This window comes from Flavobacterium sp., assembly GCF_025352015.1.
Taxonomy (GTDB): domain Bacteria; phylum Bacteroidota; class Bacteroidia; order Flavobacteriales; family Flavobacteriaceae; genus Flavobacterium.
The window spans coordinates 14,495-32,835 of the sequence record NZ_JANXUG010000066.1; the positions used below are offsets into that span (position 1 = coordinate 14,495).

Annotated in this window: 15 protein-coding genes and 1 other RNA gene; 11 read left to right on the forward strand and 5 right to left on the reverse strand. The window is 32.5% G+C overall.

Features of this window, described 5'->3' with window-relative positions; translation table 11 throughout:
- Positions 1-2: 2 nt before the first annotated feature.
- Positions 3-413 (reverse strand): DUF4293 family protein, encoded by a 411-nt coding sequence (locus tag Q0Q96_RS06565; protein WP_293872439.1) that lies wholly within the window; start codon positions 411-413, stop codon positions 3-5.
- Between the two features lie 186 nt (positions 414-599).
- On the opposite strand from Q0Q96_RS06565, the gene rho reads away from it, so the two are divergent.
- From rho to dnaK, 3 genes are all read left to right on the forward strand, one after another.
- Positions 600-2,303 (forward strand): transcription termination factor Rho, encoded by a 1,704-nt coding sequence (rho, locus tag Q0Q96_RS06570; RefSeq protein WP_293872440.1) that lies wholly within the window; start codon positions 600-602, stop codon positions 2,301-2,303.
- Positions 2,304-2,401: 98 nt separating this feature from the next.
- Positions 2,402-2,545: a hypothetical protein gene (locus Q0Q96_RS06575; protein WP_293872441.1), complete on the forward strand. Its 144-nt coding sequence runs from the start codon at positions 2,402-2,404 to the stop codon at positions 2,543-2,545.
- A gap of 592 nt (positions 2,546-3,137) precedes the next feature.
- Positions 3,138-5,027 (forward strand): molecular chaperone DnaK, encoded by a 1,890-nt coding sequence (gene dnaK, locus Q0Q96_RS06580; protein ID WP_293872442.1) that lies wholly within the window; start codon positions 3,138-3,140, stop codon positions 5,025-5,027.
- Between the two features lie 50 nt (positions 5,028-5,077).
- Here dnaK and Q0Q96_RS06585 read toward each other — a convergent pair whose 3' ends face one another.
- On the reverse strand, positions 5,078-5,974 hold the full coding sequence (locus Q0Q96_RS06585) for a Brp/Blh family beta-carotene 15,15'-dioxygenase (RefSeq protein ID WP_293872443.1): 897 nt from the start codon (positions 5,972-5,974) through the stop codon (positions 5,078-5,080).
- Between the two features lie 109 nt (positions 5,975-6,083).
- On the opposite strand from Q0Q96_RS06585, the gene Q0Q96_RS06590 reads away from it, so the two are divergent.
- Together Q0Q96_RS06590 and Q0Q96_RS06595 are read left to right on the forward strand one after the other, a co-directional pair.
- Positions 6,084-6,809: a bacteriorhodopsin-like gene (locus tag Q0Q96_RS06590; RefSeq protein ID WP_293872444.1), complete on the forward strand. Its 726-nt coding sequence runs from the start codon at positions 6,084-6,086 to the stop codon at positions 6,807-6,809.
- 118 nt (positions 6,810-6,927) lie between these two features.
- The gene (locus tag Q0Q96_RS06595; RefSeq protein WP_293872445.1) at positions 6,928-7,506 is read left to right on the forward strand and encodes a hypothetical protein; all 579 of its coding nucleotides are present in this window, start codon (positions 6,928-6,930) and stop codon (positions 7,504-7,506) included.
- A gap of 31 nt (positions 7,507-7,537) precedes the next feature.
- On the opposite strand, the gene Q0Q96_RS06600 is transcribed toward Q0Q96_RS06595, so the two are convergent.
- Entirely contained in the window at positions 7,538-8,593 is a 1,056-nt protein-coding gene (locus tag Q0Q96_RS06600; protein ID WP_293872446.1) for a glutaminyl-peptide cyclotransferase, read from the reverse strand.
- An 85-nt stretch (positions 8,594-8,678) separates the two neighbouring features.
- On the opposite strand from Q0Q96_RS06600, the gene ffs reads away from it, so the two are divergent.
- The 4 genes from ffs to fsa all read left to right on the forward strand — a co-directional run bounded on the left by ffs (position 8,679) and on the right by fsa (position 11,461).
- Positions 8,679-8,776: signal recognition particle sRNA small type (gene ffs, locus Q0Q96_RS06605), an RNA gene on the forward strand.
- 93 nt (positions 8,777-8,869) lie between these two features.
- On the forward strand, positions 8,870-9,868 hold the full coding sequence (locus Q0Q96_RS06610) for an enolase C-terminal domain-like protein (protein ID WP_293872447.1): 999 nt from the start codon (positions 8,870-8,872) through the stop codon (positions 9,866-9,868).
- A 94-nt stretch (positions 9,869-9,962) separates the two neighbouring features.
- Positions 9,963-10,766 carry an SDR family oxidoreductase gene (locus Q0Q96_RS06615; protein WP_293872448.1) on the forward strand — a complete coding sequence of 268 codons (804 nt, stop codon included), beginning with the start codon at positions 9,963-9,965 and terminating at the stop codon, positions 10,764-10,766.
- 38 nt (positions 10,767-10,804) lie between these two features.
- The gene (gene fsa, locus Q0Q96_RS06620) at positions 10,805-11,461 is read left to right on the forward strand and encodes a fructose-6-phosphate aldolase (protein WP_293872449.1); all 657 of its coding nucleotides are present in this window, start codon (positions 10,805-10,807) and stop codon (positions 11,459-11,461) included.
- A gap of 79 nt (positions 11,462-11,540) precedes the next feature.
- Here fsa and Q0Q96_RS06625 read toward each other — a convergent pair whose 3' ends face one another.
- Positions 11,541-12,953 carry a thioredoxin-like domain-containing protein gene (locus Q0Q96_RS06625; protein WP_293872450.1) on the reverse strand — a complete coding sequence of 471 codons (1,413 nt, stop codon included), beginning with the start codon at positions 12,951-12,953 and terminating at the stop codon, positions 11,541-11,543.
- 226 nt (positions 12,954-13,179) lie between these two features.
- On the opposite strand from Q0Q96_RS06625, the gene Q0Q96_RS06630 reads away from it, so the two are divergent.
- The gene (locus Q0Q96_RS06630; protein WP_293872451.1) at positions 13,180-14,799 is read left to right on the forward strand and encodes an ATP-binding cassette domain-containing protein; all 1,620 of its coding nucleotides are present in this window, start codon (positions 13,180-13,182) and stop codon (positions 14,797-14,799) included.
- Between the two features lie 305 nt (positions 14,800-15,104).
- Positions 15,105-15,671, forward strand: coding sequence for a fasciclin domain-containing protein (locus Q0Q96_RS06635; protein ID WP_293872452.1), 567 nt, complete (start codon positions 15,105-15,107; stop codon positions 15,669-15,671).
- A gap of 77 nt (positions 15,672-15,748) precedes the next feature.
- On the opposite strand, the gene pheT is transcribed toward Q0Q96_RS06635, so the two are convergent.
- Positions 15,749-18,172 (reverse strand): phenylalanine--tRNA ligase subunit beta, encoded by a 2,424-nt coding sequence (pheT, locus tag Q0Q96_RS06640; RefSeq protein ID WP_293872453.1) that lies wholly within the window; start codon positions 18,170-18,172, stop codon positions 15,749-15,751.
- Positions 18,173-18,341: the final 169 nt, after the last annotated feature.

Sequence of the window (18,341 nt, forward strand, 5' to 3'; positions counted from 1 at the left end):
ATTTATCGTAAACGATCGACTGATTTTACGAGATCTTCATCCTTTTTTATGGCTTTGTTGGCCAAGACTAAAAACAATATTGTAAAAATAGGCAAGAACATCCCGATACCTTTTTCAGATACTGTTGCCGTTTGCTGGGATAAATTAAGGGTTCGATAAACAAATAATCCTAATAAAATTAAATTCAGTATCATATTTAATCTACCCATGACAAATTGTTGTTGTCTTTTTTTGTGAGATAAAATACTTAATAACGATAATGTTGTACTTAATCCAAAAAGAGAAACATAAACAATATCCATCATAAAATAAAACGATTTGCCAGAAGCATCTGTCCATAAAGGAAAAATGAATGGCAAAGCTCCGGTTATGATTATGCAAGCAAGTAAATAATAAGTTTGAACTCTAAACATCTTCTGAAAAATTGTTGAACAAAAATATAGTTTCTTTTTAAAAAAAATACTATTGTATGATAAAATATTATTTGTATTATTGCATTATAATTCCGTAAGCACTTCACTCTTCGGATTTTTTATCACAATTTTCCACTCACAATTTGTATTATTTTCCAAAAATAAATTTTAATCATAACAACATTTATGTTTGATATTTCTGCCCTGAAAGAAATGAAGCTTATCGAGCTTCAAGAAATTGCCAAGTTGGCAAAAACAATAAAAGTTACTGGAGTAAAAAAGGAGGTGCTTATTGCACAAATTTTAGATCATCAGAATAATAAAACTGAAATAGTAAAACCAGAAATTCCAGAGAATAAAGCTTTTAATAACAAATCAAAAAGAGCACGCATCCTGCCAGATACAAAAAAAGCTACTGAAACCAACCAAAGTGATTTGTTTGGTGAAGAAGTTCAAATTTCTCCATCAGAGGAAGATAAACCAACATTTCAAAATAAAAATCCAAAGTTTAAAAAACCACTTTTTGACAAAAAGAAAAACAATAATTTTGAAACATCTTCTCCAAAAAATCCAGATAACGAAGTTCAAATTTTAGAACAACAACCTACAGCAGAGGAGACAGAAGCTAATCCAAATTCTATTATTGATGCAAATCGTGAACCAAAACACAAACATCAAAATAATAATGGCAATGGAAACAATGGTAACAACAATCCCAACTTTAAAGCTAAAAGACAAAATAATTTTCGTGATTCTGATTTTGAATTTGATGGAATTATAGAAAGTGAAGGCGTACTCGAGATGATTGAAGGTGTAAATGGCGGTTATGGTTTTCTTCGTTCATCAGATTATAACTACTTGGCTTCGCCAGATGATATTTATTTGTCGAACTCACAAATCAGATTGTTTGGACTAAAAACTGGAGATACAGTAAAAGGAGTGGTTCGTCCACCTAAAGAAGGAGAAAAATTTTTTCCTTTGGTAAAAGTATTAAAAATAAATGGTCATGATCCGCAAGTTGTACGTGACCGGGTTTCGTTTGAACATTTGACACCCATCTTTCCACAAGAAAAATTCAATCTTGCAGATAAACAATCGACTATTTCTACCCGAATCATCGATTTGTTTTCTCCAATTGGTAAAGGACAACGTGGAATGATTGTGGCGCAACCAAAAACAGGGAAAACAATGTTGCTAAAAGATATTGCTAACAGCATTGCTGCAAACCATCCTGAAGTTTATTTATTGGTTTTACTTATTGATGAACGACCAGAAGAAGTAACTGATATGCAACGTAATGTACGCGGAGAAGTGATTGCATCTACCTTTGATGAACCAGCTGATCGTCACGTAAAAGTAGCCAATATTGTTTTGGAAAAAGCAAAACGTTTGGTAGAATGTGGTCACGATGTGGTTATTTTATTAGATTCGATTACGCGTTTGGCAAGAGCCTACAATACTGTTCAACCGGCATCAGGAAAAGTGCTGTCGGGTGGAGTAGATGCAAATGCGCTGCAAAAACCAAAACGTTTCTTTGGTGCAGCTCGAAATATAGAAAATGGTGGTTCGTTAAGTATCATCGCAACAGCACTGACAGAAACAGGTTCTAAAATGGACGAAGTTATTTTCGAAGAATTTAAAGGAACGGGTAATATGGAATTACAATTAGACCGAAAAATTGCCAACAAACGTATTTTTCCTGCTATCGATTTGACCTCTTCAAGTACGCGTCGCGACGATTTATTATTGGATGAAAAAACCATCAAGCGCATGTGGATTATGCGTAAATATCTCGCTGACATGAATCCGGTAGAGGCAATGGATTTCATAAATGAACGTTTCAAGAAAACCAGAAACAACGAAGAGTTTCTTATTTCGATGAATGACTAATACAAAATCCTAACGTAACAGTTAGGATTTTTTTTGGCATGGGCTTTGGTATGCTTTCTTAAGATTTGCTTAATTCTTTAATCTTAAATTTCTTTCTTATGAAAACTACGCGTTTGCTTCATGTTTTATCTTTAGTAGCCCTTATGATATTGTTAGCTCCGTTTTATGATTCGTGTGCAGATAAAAAAAATGGTTTTGTTAGGACTTATGATGAATATGATTTTAATGGAAAACTGATTTAGAAAACTTTTTTTCAAAATGTATTTAATATTGTTGTAGATGAATTATCATTTAATGGATATGAAATAGCAAGTATATCATTTTATGCAAGTCAGGATATAACTTTTAAAGAGTTTGAAGAAGAATTTTCAAAAGGTTTTCAAGAGAAAGATTGGTACAAGAATTTAGTTATTTTCATTTCCCTCCTTTTTGATTTTATTATTTTAATTTCTTTTACGATTTTCATTTTGTCTTTTACCAAAAGATTGAAACCTCTTAATAAGTTAGCTTTGGTGAACAGTATTATAATAGTAATCACCTTACTGTATATCATTTTTTTTGGAAAGTTATTTTGATTATTGGTCACAAATCAAATGGGGATACTATGCTTTTATAACCACCAATCTAATCATTTTTTATTATTCCAAACCTAACAAAATCAAGACATAACTTCGTACTTCACACATCGTATTTCGTATTTAAAATGTCATGTTGTCAGCATAATTTTTTTTAAAACTGACATTTTATTCTCATTTGCCGCTTGGCATAGTAGTTGACTTGGGAGGTATAAGTTTTAAAAATAAATTCATAAATAAAAATATAAATAAATTAGAAATGGGAAAAATAATTGGAATTGATTTAGGTACAACAAACTCGTGCGTTTCTGTAATGGAAGGCGGAGAACCAGTTGTTATTGCTAATTCAGAAGGAAAACGAACAACACCTTCTGTAATTGCGTTTGTAGAGGGTGGCGAAATTAAAGTAGGGGATCCTGCCAAAAGACAGGCAGTAACAAACCCAACTAAAACAATTGCTTCTATTAAACGTTTTATGGGTAACAAATATTCTGAAAGTGCTAAAGAAGCATCTACTGTTGCTTACAAAGTAGTTAAAGGAGATAATGATACACCACGTGTGGATATTGACGGAAGATTATACACACCACAAGAATTGTCAGCGATGACACTTCAAAAAATGAAAAAAACTGCGGAAGATTATTTAGGTCAAACCGTTACCGAAGCGGTTATTACCGTACCAGCATACTTTAACGATGCACAACGCCAAGCAACGAAAGAAGCTGGAGAAATTGCAGGATTAAAAGTGATGCGTATCATTAATGAGCCAACGGCTGCTGCATTAGCATATGGATTAGATAAAAAAGGAATCGATCAAAAAATAGCAGTTTATGATTTAGGTGGTGGAACTTTTGATATTTCTGTACTTGAATTGGGCGATGGAGTTTTTGAAGTATTATCCACAAACGGAGACACACATTTAGGCGGTGATGATTTTGATCAAGTTATCATTGATTGGATGGCTAACGAATTCAATACAGAAGAAGGTATTGATTTGCGAAAAGACCCAATGGCTTTACAACGTTTAAAAGAAGCTGCTGAAAAAGCAAAAATAGAATTATCTTCTTCCACTCAAACAGAAATTAACTTACCTTATGTTACTGCAACAGCCTCTGGACCTAAACACTTGGTTAAAACATTGACTCGTGCAAAATTTGAAAAATTAGCAGAAACATTGGTAAAACGTTCGATGGATCCCGTTGTAAAAGCATTAAAGGATGCAGGTTTATCTACTTCGGATATTGACGAAATTATTTTAGTAGGCGGTTCCACTCGTATTCCTATAATTCAAGAACAAGTAGAAAAGTTCTTTGGAAAAAAACCATCAAAAGGAGTGAATCCTGATGAAGTAGTAGCTGTAGGAGCTGCCATTCAAGGTGGTGTATTATCGGGAGATGTAAAAGATGTATTGCTACTTGATGTTACACCTTTATCTTTAGGAATAGAAACAATGGGTAATGTTATGACCAAATTAATTGAGTCAAATACAACAATACCAACCAAAAAATCTCAAGTATTTTCAACTGCTGCTGATAACCAGCCGAGTGTTGAAATACATGTTATTCAAGGCGAAAGAACGATGGCGGCAGATAATAAGACGATTGGACGTTTTCATTTAGACGGTATTCCTCCTGCACCGCGAGGTGTTCCTCAAATTGAAGTAACTTTTGATATTGATGCCAATGGAATCATTAAAGTTTCAGCTACCGATAAAGGAACTGGAAAATCACATGATATTCGGATAGAAGCTTCCTCGGGCTTAACACCTGAAGAAATTGAAAGAATGAAAAAAGATGCCGAAATGAATGCAGAATCTGATAAGCTGGCAAAAGAAAAAGTTGATAAATTGAATGAAGCTGACAGCATGATCTTTCAAACAGAAAGTCAACTGAAAGAAATTGGAGAAAAATTAACTGATGATCATAAAGTAGCTATCGAACTAGCATTGACCGAATTGAGAATGGCACATCAAAATCAAGATTTGGAAGCTATTCAAAAAGGTCTTGACAATGTAAATGCAGCTTGGAAAACAGCTACAGAAGCAATGTATGCTAAAGGCGAAACTGCTGGTCAAGCACAAGATGCACAGCCACAAGCTGATGCGCAAGGCGATAACACACAGGATGTTGAATTCGAGGAAGTTAAATAACTTTTAAGATAAAATAGATTAAATTTTGATATATCAAACCGAATAAGCAATTATTCGGTTTTTTTTTGTTTCGTATTGAACATTCTTTCAATAACAAACACATGAGGAAATGTTATTGCGGCTAAAAACGAGAAAAATATTGAATCAAATATTTTATATCCTTTTAGTAAAAAATACAATACAAAAATCCCAATTATGGAAATTAACCAATAAGCAAAAGCCGATTTAATGTAGCATTTAAAATTAGGAAATGTAACTGTTCCATATAAGAATTTGATTTGATTAACTAAAGATGGTATACTGTGCCAAAAAATAAAATAAATTGTAAATGCCCATATTAAACTACCAACTTTAAAAATAATCGCAAATACTAATAGATACAATAATTCAATAACAAGATTTTTTTGAAATTCTTTTGAGAAATAACAACTATATAAACATAAAGCAATCAGGAGTAAGCCATCAACAATCAGTAATAACGTAAAATTAACAAAAGCTAAATTGATATGAGTAATTTCATAAAGTATAGCAATTACTTCTTTTGTGTGGAATTGAAATAATAATAATAATATAAATAAACCATAAATTGTATAAAATGAAGTAATCATTATTTTATTAAAGTAAATAATTTTATTCTCCCAATGTTGTTCTCCAAAGTGATAGCTGCTAACAACTATAAATAATACCATCGCCAGCGAAGGAATTAAAATAAATAATACAGCAGCTACTAAAACGATTATTAAATATTTGAATAATATTTTCCAGTATGATTTAGACTCTTCACTATAAATCTTTTTGATTAAAAGTAAATCATTTGCTCCATGACATATACCGAAAGACAATATTAATATAAACCCTACAATAATTTGAATTTCATTTTTTATGAATGATATTAACCATAATCCCAGAAAGCTAAGTAGTATTGATAATTTAGCAATTTTAGTCATAAATATTTTTTTTTGTTTAAAAATAAGTAAAAAAAAATAAACAAAATCTTTTTTTATTGTTTAACTTTTTATAAATTTGATTAAACAAATTAATCTAAATTATTAAATTATGTTAAACACTATTTTATCTTCATTTTTAATTGCAAAAATGCTCCCTACAGATTATGTAGGTTTTACTTTCTTTGTTGGCTGTATGGCTATGATGGCTGCTTCAGCCTTTTTCTTTTTATCATTAAACCAGTTTGATAAAAAGTGGCGTACTTCTGTATTAGTTTCAGGTTTAATAACCTTTATTGCAGCGGTACACTATTTCTACATGAGAGATTACTGGACTTCATTCCAAGAGTCTCCAACATTTTTCAGGTATGTGGACTGGATTTTAACAGTGCCGTTAATGTGTTTAGAATTTTATTTAATTCTAAAAGTTGCTGGTGCTAAACAAGGTTTACTTTGGAAAATGATTTTCTATTCTGTTATTATGTTAGTAACTGGTTATTTGGGTGAAGCTGTTTACCCACAAAGCGCCCAAACTTGGGGCTTTATTTCAGGTGTTGCTTACTTTGCCATTGCTTATGAAATTTGGTTAGGAAGTGCATCAAAATTAGCAAAAGATGCTGGAGGAAATGTTTTAGCTGCACACAAAATTTTGTGTTGGTTTGTATTAGTAGGTTGGGCAATTTATCCTTTAGGATACATGTTAGGCACCGATGGTTGGTACACAAGTATATTAGGTAAAGGAAATGTTGATGTTGCTTATAACATTGCTGATGCAATCAACAAAATTGGTTTTGGTTTGGTTATTTACACATTAGCTGTTAAATCTCAAAAAGACTAATTAGTTTATTTTTATTAGAGACCGTCATGTTTAATTATATGACGGTTTTTTTATTTTACTTAACGGCAGCCAATAATTTTGTATATTACACACTTATTAAAAAACTAATATAGCTGCTATGAAAAAAATATTTTTATTTGTTTGTTTAAGCATAATTTCAGGCAACGCTTTCAGTCAAAAAAGCAAAGCTTTAGCAAAAAAAACTACATCAATTACTGCCTTTCCTAAAGTTGATAATTTGCAAGTTGAAGTTAAAAACGGAAATTTTCAAATATCTATAAGTGAAAAAGGAAAAAATACTACTGCTTTTATAGTGAAAGTAGCTGATGCAACATTCGCACCCAAAGATTGCAAATTGAGATCATTTATGGCAGATGGTATAAAATTATATTTACTAACGTGGACAGAAAACAATATGGTGAAATCTGGTCAAAAAACCGAAGATAAAACTTTAGTTTACAACACCATTTATGAATTAAGTTCTAAAAAGCAAGTATATTCCAACTGCCAAGTAACCAATCATATTTCCGAAAGAGTTTCACTGGGCGGGACAGCAGCCTCTGAAACGCAAGAAAAAATTAGAAGAGAAGGATTCGAATTTGTATTAAATGCTGATGGATCCATAACACATAAAAGCAAAAACCAACAAACCATTTTTGTTTATGACAAAGACAAAATGGAGTTTAAAAAGAATTAAAAAAAATCTTTACTATGAAAATTATTTTTATTTATTCCGAAACTTTTATTTCGAACATTTTATCCCAATTTTTACCCGTAACAAAAATGGTATTTGTCTTTTTGTTGTAAGCAATTCCGTTTAAAACATCTGCTTTGGGATTTTTTATGTTTGCTTTTAAAGCCGTCAAGTCCAGCACGGCTTCTACAGCACCAGACTGCGGATTTATAATCGCTATCGCATCTTTTTGCCAAATGTTTCCATATATTTTTCCGTTAATCCATTCCAATTCGTTAACGCTTTTAATCTTACTATCATTGGTATACACATTTATAAAATCAACCATTTTTTGCGTTTCAGGATTCATAGTCCAAATTTTTTCTGTTCCGTCTGATTGGTAGATATTTTTACCGTCGTTGGTCATTCCCCAACCTTCAATTTTTTTATCGAAAGGAAAAGTCTTAAGCTTTTTTAAAGTATTGGCATCATAAATAAAACCCGTGGCACTAGTCCAAGTCAATTGATAAATTTTGTTGTTAATGACTGTTATTCCCTCCCCAAAATATTTTGGATCCAAGGCTACTTTCTTAAATACTTTCCCCGTTTTATAGTCAATTTTAGCAAAATAACCTTTGTAACCCGCTGGAGTTCCTGTGCTTTCCATCAAAGTATCTCTAAAAAATTCAAAACCTTCTGTAAAAGCATTTATGTCATGCGGATAGGTATTGAGGATAGTGTATTTTAATAATTTTGGAACGATACCCGAAGCCACCTCAACTCTAGTTTTAGTAGAAATAGTATCACCATCAAAATAAACCACAGCTTTCAGGTTTTGATAACCTAATTTCTTGCCACTCAAATCCAAAGTAAATTTACCATTGCCTTTTACAGAGGAAATTCTTTTATAATTTACAAAATAAGCAACACTATCAATGGTTTTATTTTTGGTATTCAAAAGATTCAAAACTACTTTATCAGTAGCTTGGTACATGGGTTTTAAAGCGTTTTCATCAAAACTAAAAAAAGATTCTTTTTCTTTTTGACTTTTGCTACAACCAGCAAGATTTAGGGCTAATAAAATGGTAATTAATGGATTATAAACTTTCATTTTTTGTAATTAATTTTTCATTGACAAATATATTTATATTGCTCTTAAATTCTTGCAAAAAAATAAAAAGATTGTATATTTGCAGCGGCAAGTCCTACACGACCAGCTCCTGCAAAATCCTCCAGGATGGGAACATAGCAAAGGTATGTGGTTGAGCGGTGCGATGTAGGTCGCTTGCCTTTTTTTTATTCTGAACTTGTTTCAGAATTTTTATTTATATTTTAAATTGTCTCCGAACTTGTTTCGGATTCTTTTTTTTAAACCAATTTCTTCTCCATGAAATTACATTGGCAAATAGTACGATTTCAACTCAAGGAAACTTTTGCGATTGCTTATGGAAATTATACATTTAGAGAAGCACTAATCATAACTTTAGAAAAAAATGCTGCAAGCGGATATGGCGAATGTACATCAATAGATTATTATCACATCAATCTCGCCGATTTTAATCATATTTTAGAACAAATAAAATTTCAAATTGAAGCCTCAAATATTGTTCACCCTACCGATTTTTATAAGTTACTTCAACAATTAAAGCTGCCTAGCTTTCTTCGCTCTGCTCTAGATTGTGCTTATTGGGATTTGTTTGGAAAGCTCGAAAAAAAAAGTTTTTTGGAAATGAATAACATTGATTTTAAAAGCCTTCCTGATTCTTCAATAACTATTAGTATTGACACTGTTGAAAACCAAATTAAGAAAATAGAGCAATCTTCTTGGTCGAAATTTAAAGTAAAATGCAACCATTTTGATGAAAATGATATTGCCAAACTATTGCAGTTAGATAAAAGTTTGGCACTCGATTCAAACGGAAGTTTTACGCCAGAAAACTGTCTTTGGCTGGAAGATTATGAAGCAATTTCGAAATTTAATTATTTGGAACAGCCTATGAAAACAGGAATTGAAAATTATGCTATACTTAATTCCAGTAAATTTGCCAATTGGATGGCTGATGAAGATTGTCAGGACATTTCAGTTTTAAATGATTTGCAACAACATTACAAAAGTATCAATATCAAATTGGTTAAATGTGGTGGATTGACTCCAGCTTTGCAAATGATTACTGTTGCAAAAGAACTTGGATTTAAAATTATGATTGGCTGTATGACAGAATCTACTATCGGCATTTCCGCCGGAGCGGTTTTAGCTCCATTTTGTGATTATGCTGATCTGGATGGTGCGAATTTGATCGCCAACGCTATTGCTCAAGGAAGCGAAATCAATAATGGTAAAATTTATTTGAGTGAAAATTACGGCCTGGGTATCAAAATAAACTAATTATATTTAACAAAAAAAGACGAATAGATAATGGATATTTCAGTTTGCAAAATATAGTCTCTCATCTCTCCGTCTCTCATCTCTTATCTAAAAAATGAGCAAAGTAGTTTTAATCACAGGCGGTTCATCTGGTATTGGTAAAGCCATTGGGGAGTTTTTATTTCACAAAGGTTATACCGTTTACGGAACAAGTAGAAATCCGGAGAAGATTACCAATTCAGTATTTCCATTGATAGTTTTGGACGTGTGCAGTAGCGAAAGCATTCAGCAGGCGGTTGCCAATGTAATTTCGAGTTCAGGAAGAATTGACATCGTAATCAATAATGCGGGTGTCGGGATTACAGGACCAATAGAAGAAACCGCAACAGCTGAAATGCGTAATAATTTTGAAACTAATTTCTTTGGACCTATTGAAGTGATTAAGGCAGTTTTGCCACAAATGCGCGAGCAGAAATCTGGTTTAATTATTAATATTACTTCTATTGCGGGTTATATGGGTTTGCCTTACAGAGGTATTTATTCGGCGTCAAAAGGTGCACTCGAAATAGTTTCCGAAGCGATAAGCATTGAAGTAAAATCCTTTGGAATTAATATTGTAAATATTGCGCCAGGAGAATTTGCAACTGATATTGCTTCCCATCGTTATCATGCGCCAATACTAGAAAATTCAGTTTATAAAACGCCTTATGAGAATACTCTTGGTATAATGAATTCTAATTTGCATCGTGGCGATAATCCCGAAGATTTGGCATTAGTAATTTATCAAATTATTAATGACAAAAATCCAAAATTGCATTATAAAGTAGGCGGTTTTATGCAAAAAATCTCCATTGTTTTGAAACGAATTTTGCCAGACCGAATCTACGAAAGTATGTTGATGAACCATTATAAATTGTAACTTTGCACTTCATTTTCTAAAACATAATTTACTATCATATGAAATTTTTTATTGACACAGCCAATTTAAACGAAATTAAAGAAGCACAAAGTCTTGGAGTTCTTGATGGCGTTACAACAAATCCGTCGTTGATGGCTAAAGAGGGAATTACAGGAAAAAATAATATTCTAAAACATTATGTTGACATTTGCACTATTGTAGATGGTGACGTAAGTGCCGAAGTTATTGCTATCGATTATAATGACATGATTAAAGAAGGCGAAGAATTAGCCGATTTGCATGAACAAATTGTTGTAAAATTACCTATGACCAAAGATGGAATTAGAGCTTGTAAATATTTTTCAGATAAAGGAGTAAAAACCAATGTCACGTTAGTGTTTTCAGCTGGTCAAGCCTTGTTGGCTGCTAAAGCTGGTGCAACTTATGTTTCTCCATTCTTGGGAAGGTTAGATGATATTTCTACTGATGGTTTGGCTTTAATTCAAGAAATTCGAGATATATACGACAATTATGCTTTTGAAACACAAATATTAGCAGCCTCAATTCGTCATACAATGCATGTGGTTAACTGCGCTAAAATTGGTGCCGATGTTATGACTGGACCTTTATCTTCAATCATGGGATTGTTAAAACATCCGTTAACAGACATTGGATTAGCACAATTTTTAGCTGATTATGCTAAAGGGAATCAATAATTTGACATATTTAATATAAAAAAAGCGATTTTATTATAATCGCTTTTTTTATTGAAATCTTAAAAAATGGTATAGCATACTATTTTAAATTATCTTCAAAGTGGGAATCAAATATATTAGTAAATGCATTTTTGATTAAACCCTTGTTGTCAAGTATTATCGTCCTATGTATTTTATTAATCGCCCATTTATTTTTTATATCGTCAAAATCGGGGCAATGTAATTCAGTGGCAGCTTTAAATTGATAATTGAATAATGCTTTTTGCCATTCTTCTTGATTGTCATTAAGATTTACTGCAACAAAATTATAATGAGGAAATTTCGATTTTAGAACTGTAACTTTCTTGTGAACAGCTTCTAAATGTGATTTTGCGCTCTCTGTCCAAAAGAAAAATACGGTATTTGGTCTAGCTACTGTAGTAGAAGAAACCTTTTTGCCATTTACATCCACAAGCATTACTTCAGGCAAGGAGTTGCCTACTTTTAGCATTTGTATGGCACTGCAAATAGTATTTATTTCGTTTTTCTTACTTTTATCGGTAGATATTTTTTTGTAACAGTCTAAAAATTTTTGATTATTGGCCATGTTCTGATCTTCGAGCAAATAAGTAAAAGCTATATTGTTCAGAATATTATCTTTTATTTTGGAATTTTTTATCAAGGTATCCGCAATTTTCATTTTGTTGATATTTGTTTTCAAAGCCAAATCGTTTTCAGTAAAATGATTGTGATAATTTATAGTTCCCATATTGTTGAGCATATTGGATAAATACATCACGTAAGGTGCATAATTGGAGAGTTCAGCGTTACTAAAATCAATAGTAGAGCGATAACTGTAATAGTTGGCGGGTAATTTTTCGATAATATCTTCTCCAGTTCTAATCTTATGAATTAAAGGATATAGTTCTTTTTTTGAATAATAACTAAAATCAACCGCAGCTTTGGCATATACATCAAATCCTTCACTCCATTTTATGGCTTCTTTATTGGTTTTATATAACGACTTTGTATTAGAATAAGTAGTATCTATATTTTTTGAAAAAGCTTCAAAATTATCATCAAAAACATCAAACATCTTGTTTTTATCTTTTTCATTTTTCAAATACAATTCCATCAAAAAGTTATTTTTTTCGCCACCACGACCACAATAAACAACAGATTCATCAAAATCTTTTGAATTCACGCGAACCATAATACTATCATTCTTATCAAAATAGACGTATTGATATTCGGGTTCATGTTTGAAGGAATAAAGTCCGGGCGCAAGTGAATCAAACTGAATAAAAAAACGATTATTTTTATCGAGTTTAAGAGTGTCAATTACTTCATTGTCTTTGCAAAAAAGCACTAAAGTGTTATTGGGATTGATTACTTCACCACCAAAATAAGCCACATATTCACTACCTTTTGACTCGTTTTTGCACGAACAAAAGAGGACGATTATAGGAAATATAAAACTTAAAATTTTTACATAAGTATACTTGTACATCATTTAGTATTGGTAAACAAAATTAGAGGGATACTTTGAATTTAACTGTTAAGCTATCGTTAAAGTTAGAAGATGCGATATATACTCTTTTTTATTATTTATACCATCTTTTTGAATTGTAGATTCTATTTTTTTAAAGTAAAACTCGGCTATAAAAACTAGTATTCCAAGACGTATTACTGAACACTATTCATTACTTTTGCACCAAATTTAATAAAAAACACATTTCATGCTTACAGTTTCTAATTTATCGGTTCAATTTGGTAAAAGAATATTATTTGATGAAGTAAATACGACTTTTACGCAAGGCAATTGTTACGGTGTGATTGGTGCCAATGGAGCCGGAAAATCGACTTTTCTTAAAATTCTTGCTGGAGATATTGACCCAACCTCGGGAAGAGTTTTTTTAGAACCAGGAAAGCGGATGTCTGTTTTAAATCAAAATCACAACAAATTTGATGAGCATACGGTTTTAGAAACAGTAATGATGGGAAACAAAGTTTTGTTTGCTCTGAAATCAGAAATGGATGCCTTGTATGCTGATTATGATGATAAAAATGCCGATAGAATAGGAGAGTTGCAAGTACAGTTTGAAGAAATGAATGGTTGGAATGCTGAATCCGATGCAGGATCTATGCTCTCTAATCTTGGAATTGCTGCCGATATGCATTACACTTTAATGAGTGAAGTTGAAGGAAAACTCAAAGTCCGTGTCTTATTGGCACAAGCACTTTTTGGAAATCCAGATGTATTGGTAATGGATGAACCCACAAATGATTTGGATTTTGAAACGATTTCGTGGTTGGAAAATTTCCTTGCAAATTATGAGAACACCGTAATTGTGGTTTCTCACGACCGGCATTTTTTAGATTCGGTTTGTACACATATTTCTGATATTGACTTTAGTAAAATCAATCATTACTCGGGAAACTACACTTTTTGGTACGAGTCAAGCCAGTTGGCAGCTCGTCAAAAAGCTCAGCAAAACAAAAAAGCCGAAGAAAAGAAAGCCGAATTGGAGGAATTCATTCGCCGTTTTAGTGCCAATGTTGCCAAATCAAAGCAAGCGACTTCTCGAAAAAAAATGATTGAAAAACTAAATCTTGATGAAATTAAACCATCCAGCCGAAGATATCCTGCAATTATTTTTGATGTAGAAAGAGAAGCTGGAGATCAAATTTTGCATGTTCAAAATTTAGCAGCATCTCTAGATGGTGATGTCTTATTCAAAAATGTAGATCTGAACATGGCAAAAGGAGATAAAATAGTAGTTTTTTCAAAATACTCGCGTGCTACAACTGCTTTTTATGAAATTTTAAACGGAAATCAAACTCCAGACGCGGGCGAATTCAATTGGGGAATTACAACGAATCAATCCTATTTGCCAAATGATAACAGTCAGTTTTTCATTGACGGAAGTCTAAATTTAGTAGATTGGTTGCGCCAATTTGTAAAAACCGAAGAAGAAAGAGATGAAGTGTACGTGAGAGGTTTTCTTGGCAAAATGATTTTCTCGGGAGAAGAAGCTCTAAAAAAATGTACGGTATTATCTGGAGGCGAAAAGGTGCGTTGCATGTTATCCCGAATGATGATGATTCGTGCCAATGTACTAATGCTCGACGAACCAACAAACCATCTAGATCTGGAATCGATTACGGCGTTTAATAACTCATTGAAAAATTTTAAGGGTTCAGTATTGTTTACAACGCATGATCATGAATTTGCACAAACAGTTGCCAACAGAGTATTGGAAATCACTCCAAGAGGAGTTATAGACAGATATATGACATTCGATGAATATCTTGATGATGAAAAGATAAAGGAAATGAGAAATAAAATGTATAACTGATGTATACAAAACTCCCGAGTTAATACTTGGGAGTTTTTTGTTTTATTTCGTATTGGATGTAAAATTAATTGCTAAACGAAATTATAATTTTCACAAAATTATAATCATTTACGTTACAATTTTCATAGTTGATTTATATGTTAACAAATGAGCTAGTTATAATACTACAGATGAGTTTTTTTATTCAATTTTTTAAAAAAAAAACTCAAATAACTATGTTAAATTTTTCTAAAAAAAGAAATTGAATAAAACCGTAAACAATTTGCTGGCGTAAATGGTTGTATAACTTTTAAAATAACAAAATTATGAAAACTAGAAATTTTTTAACAACAGCTTTTTTTGCAGTAACACTTTTTGCAACAACAGCTATTTTTGCTCAAAAAGAAAAAACAGTAACGGTTGGCGGAGCACCAATGTATCCTTCAAAAAACATTATTGAAAACGCTGTAAACTCTAAAGACCATACCACATTGGTAGCTGCGGTTAAAGCTGCTGGATTGGTAGAAACTTTAGAGGGAAAAGGACCATTCACTGTTTTTGCTCCAACGAACGAGGCATTTAACAAATTACCAAAAGGAACTGTAGAAACATTATTAAAACCAGAAAACAAAAAAATGCTACAAAACATTCTTACTTATCATGTTGTAGCAGGTAAAATGAATTCTTCGGATATTGCTAAAGCTATCAAGGCTGGAAAAGGAAAAGCTTCTTTGAAAACAGTAAGTGGCGGAATTTTAATTGCATCGATGAAAGGCAAAAGTTTATATCTAACTGATGAAAATGGTAAAAGTGCCAAAGTTACAATTGCCAATGTAAACCAATCCAATGGTGTAATTCACGTTATAAATGCAGTAGTTACTCCAAAAGCATAATTTTACACTTGTACTTCGAAAATATTTAGTGTAAAATACTAAAGTCTCCCTTTATAGGTTTGGGGAGACTTTTTTGTTTATTGTCTTAAACTCGCGCCTACTTCGGTTTCTAAATTCTTTTGAAGTTTACTCATAACTTTATCAATTTGCTCATCAGTCAATGTTTTAGTTGTGTCTTGCAATGTAAAACTCACCGCATAAGACTTCTTACCATCTGGAAGGTTTTTGCCTTCGTAAACATCAAATAAATTAATGTCTTTTAGCAACGACTTTTCTGTTTGGCGAGCAATGGTATAAATTGAATCAAAGGCAACAACTTTATCTACTAATAAAGCTAAATCTCTGCGAACTTCAGGATATTTAGGAATATCAGTAAACTTGATTTTATTGTTAATTAATTTTAAAATAATATTCCAATTAAAATCAGCGAACAACACTTCTTGTTTTATATCAAAGTGTTTTAAGATTGATTTTTTTACGGTACCTAATTCAACTAAAATATCTTTACCACAGCTTATCGCCATTCCTTCTGCAAATACATCAGATTCGAGAGGCTTGTTCAGCAGTTTGCAAATGCCTAAACGCTCTAATACACCAATTACATACCCTTTAAACAGGAAGAAATCAGAAGGTTTTTGAGCAGTTGTCCAGCTTTCATCCATTCGGTTACCGGTTACAAATAAGGTTAAATGTTTTGATTCGTCATAGCCCGAAGGTAATTTGTGATAGGTTTTTCCGAATTCGAATAATTTCAAATCTCTATTTCGTCGGTTAATGTTATATGAAACTGCCTCCAATCCCGAAAAAAGTAAAGATTGACGCATAGCTGATAGATCATTACTCAACGGATTTAACATTATTACGTTATAATCTTCGTTCAACGTTTCGGATAATTTCACATAATCTGGCGATGTCAATGAGTTGGCCATTATTTCATGAAAACCAATAGAATTTAATTGTGTTGCGATAATATTTTGTACTTTATAATCTTCGGTTCGAGCCGAATTGGCAACTGTAGCATTGAGTTTTTTGGTAAAATTAATATTGTTGTACCCATATACCCGAAGAATTTCTTCCACAACATCTACTTCGCGCTGTACATCTACACGATATGAGGGAATAATTAATCCCAAACCAGCATCAGAAACCGTATTTACTTTAATATCAAGCGAAGCCAATATTTTCTTGATGGTTTCTTTAGGTAATTCTTGCCCGATTAATTTTGCGGTTTTATCAAAATGTAAGAATACAGGAAAATCTTCAATCTTTTTTGGATAGATATCCACAATGTCTGAAGTAATTTCGCCACCAGCAACCTCTTTAATCAAAAGTGCGGCGCGTTTTAATGCAAATTCAGTAATAGATGAATCTATTCCTCTTTCAAAACGAAACGAAGCATCCGTATTCAAAGCATGTCTTTTGGCCGATTTCCTAACACTTATCGGATTAAAATAGGCGCTTTCAAGAAAAATACAATTGGTAGTTTCTGTAACGCCTGAACTTTTTCCGCCAAAAACACCAGCAATACAAAGTGGTCCTTTTTCATCGCAAATCATTAAATCTTCTTCGCTCAAAGTTCTTTCCACATCGTCAAGCGTGGTGAATTTGGTTCCTGCCGCAACGGTTTTTACGATGATTTTTCCATTGATTTTAGCAGCATCAAAGGCATGAAGTGGCTGGCCTAAATCGTGTAAAATATAATTGGTGACGTCTACTATATTATTTTTTGGCGAAATCCCAATAGCTTTCAAGCGGTTTTGTAACCATGCTGGCGAAGGTTTTACTGTTAATCCAGAAAGGGTAACACCGCAATATCTGGGTGCTAATTTGCTGTCTTTAATATCAACATCAATTTTCAAGGTTCTTTTATCAATTCTAAAAGTACTTACTGACGGGGTGATAATCTCAATGTTGCTGTTTTTTTGCAATAAATTTGCGCGCAAGTCACGCGCCACACCATAATGTGACATGGCATCAGCACGATTTGGAGTTAAACCAATTTCAAAAACCTCGTCATTTTCTATATTGAAAACTTTGGCACACGCTGTCCCAGGTTTTAATTTATCGTCCAAAATCATAATACCTTCATGACTAGTTCCAAGCCCTAGTTCATCTTCAGCACAAATCATTCCGTGGCTTTCTTGTCCTCGAATTTTTCCTTTTTTGATTTCATATTCAACACCATCTTTATCAAACAATTTTGTTCCAATGGTAGCAACCGGTACTTTTTGTCCTGCAGCAACATTGTTAGCACCACATACTATATGAACGGGTGATGTTTCTCCAATATCAACCGTAGTGACTTTTAATCTATCAGCATCAGGATGTTTTTCACAACTTAAAACATGACCGACCACAACGCCAACTAGACCGCCTCGCACCGATTGATAGTTGCTAACCGTTTCAACTTCTAAACCTAAATCGGTTAAAATGGCAGCAATATCCTCTGATTTTTTATCAATTTTAATAAATTGTTTTAACCAATTGTATGAAATCTTCATTTGAATGTATTTGATTTTACAAGCTGCAAAGATAATTATCAATTGTGAATTATGAATTATGAATTATCATTTATTAGCTGTATCGAAAAGGATTTGACGGGTTTTCGCTCGTAAGGAACAGGATTAAATATAAAATCAACCACAACTGCACTCGGTGCTTTATATTATT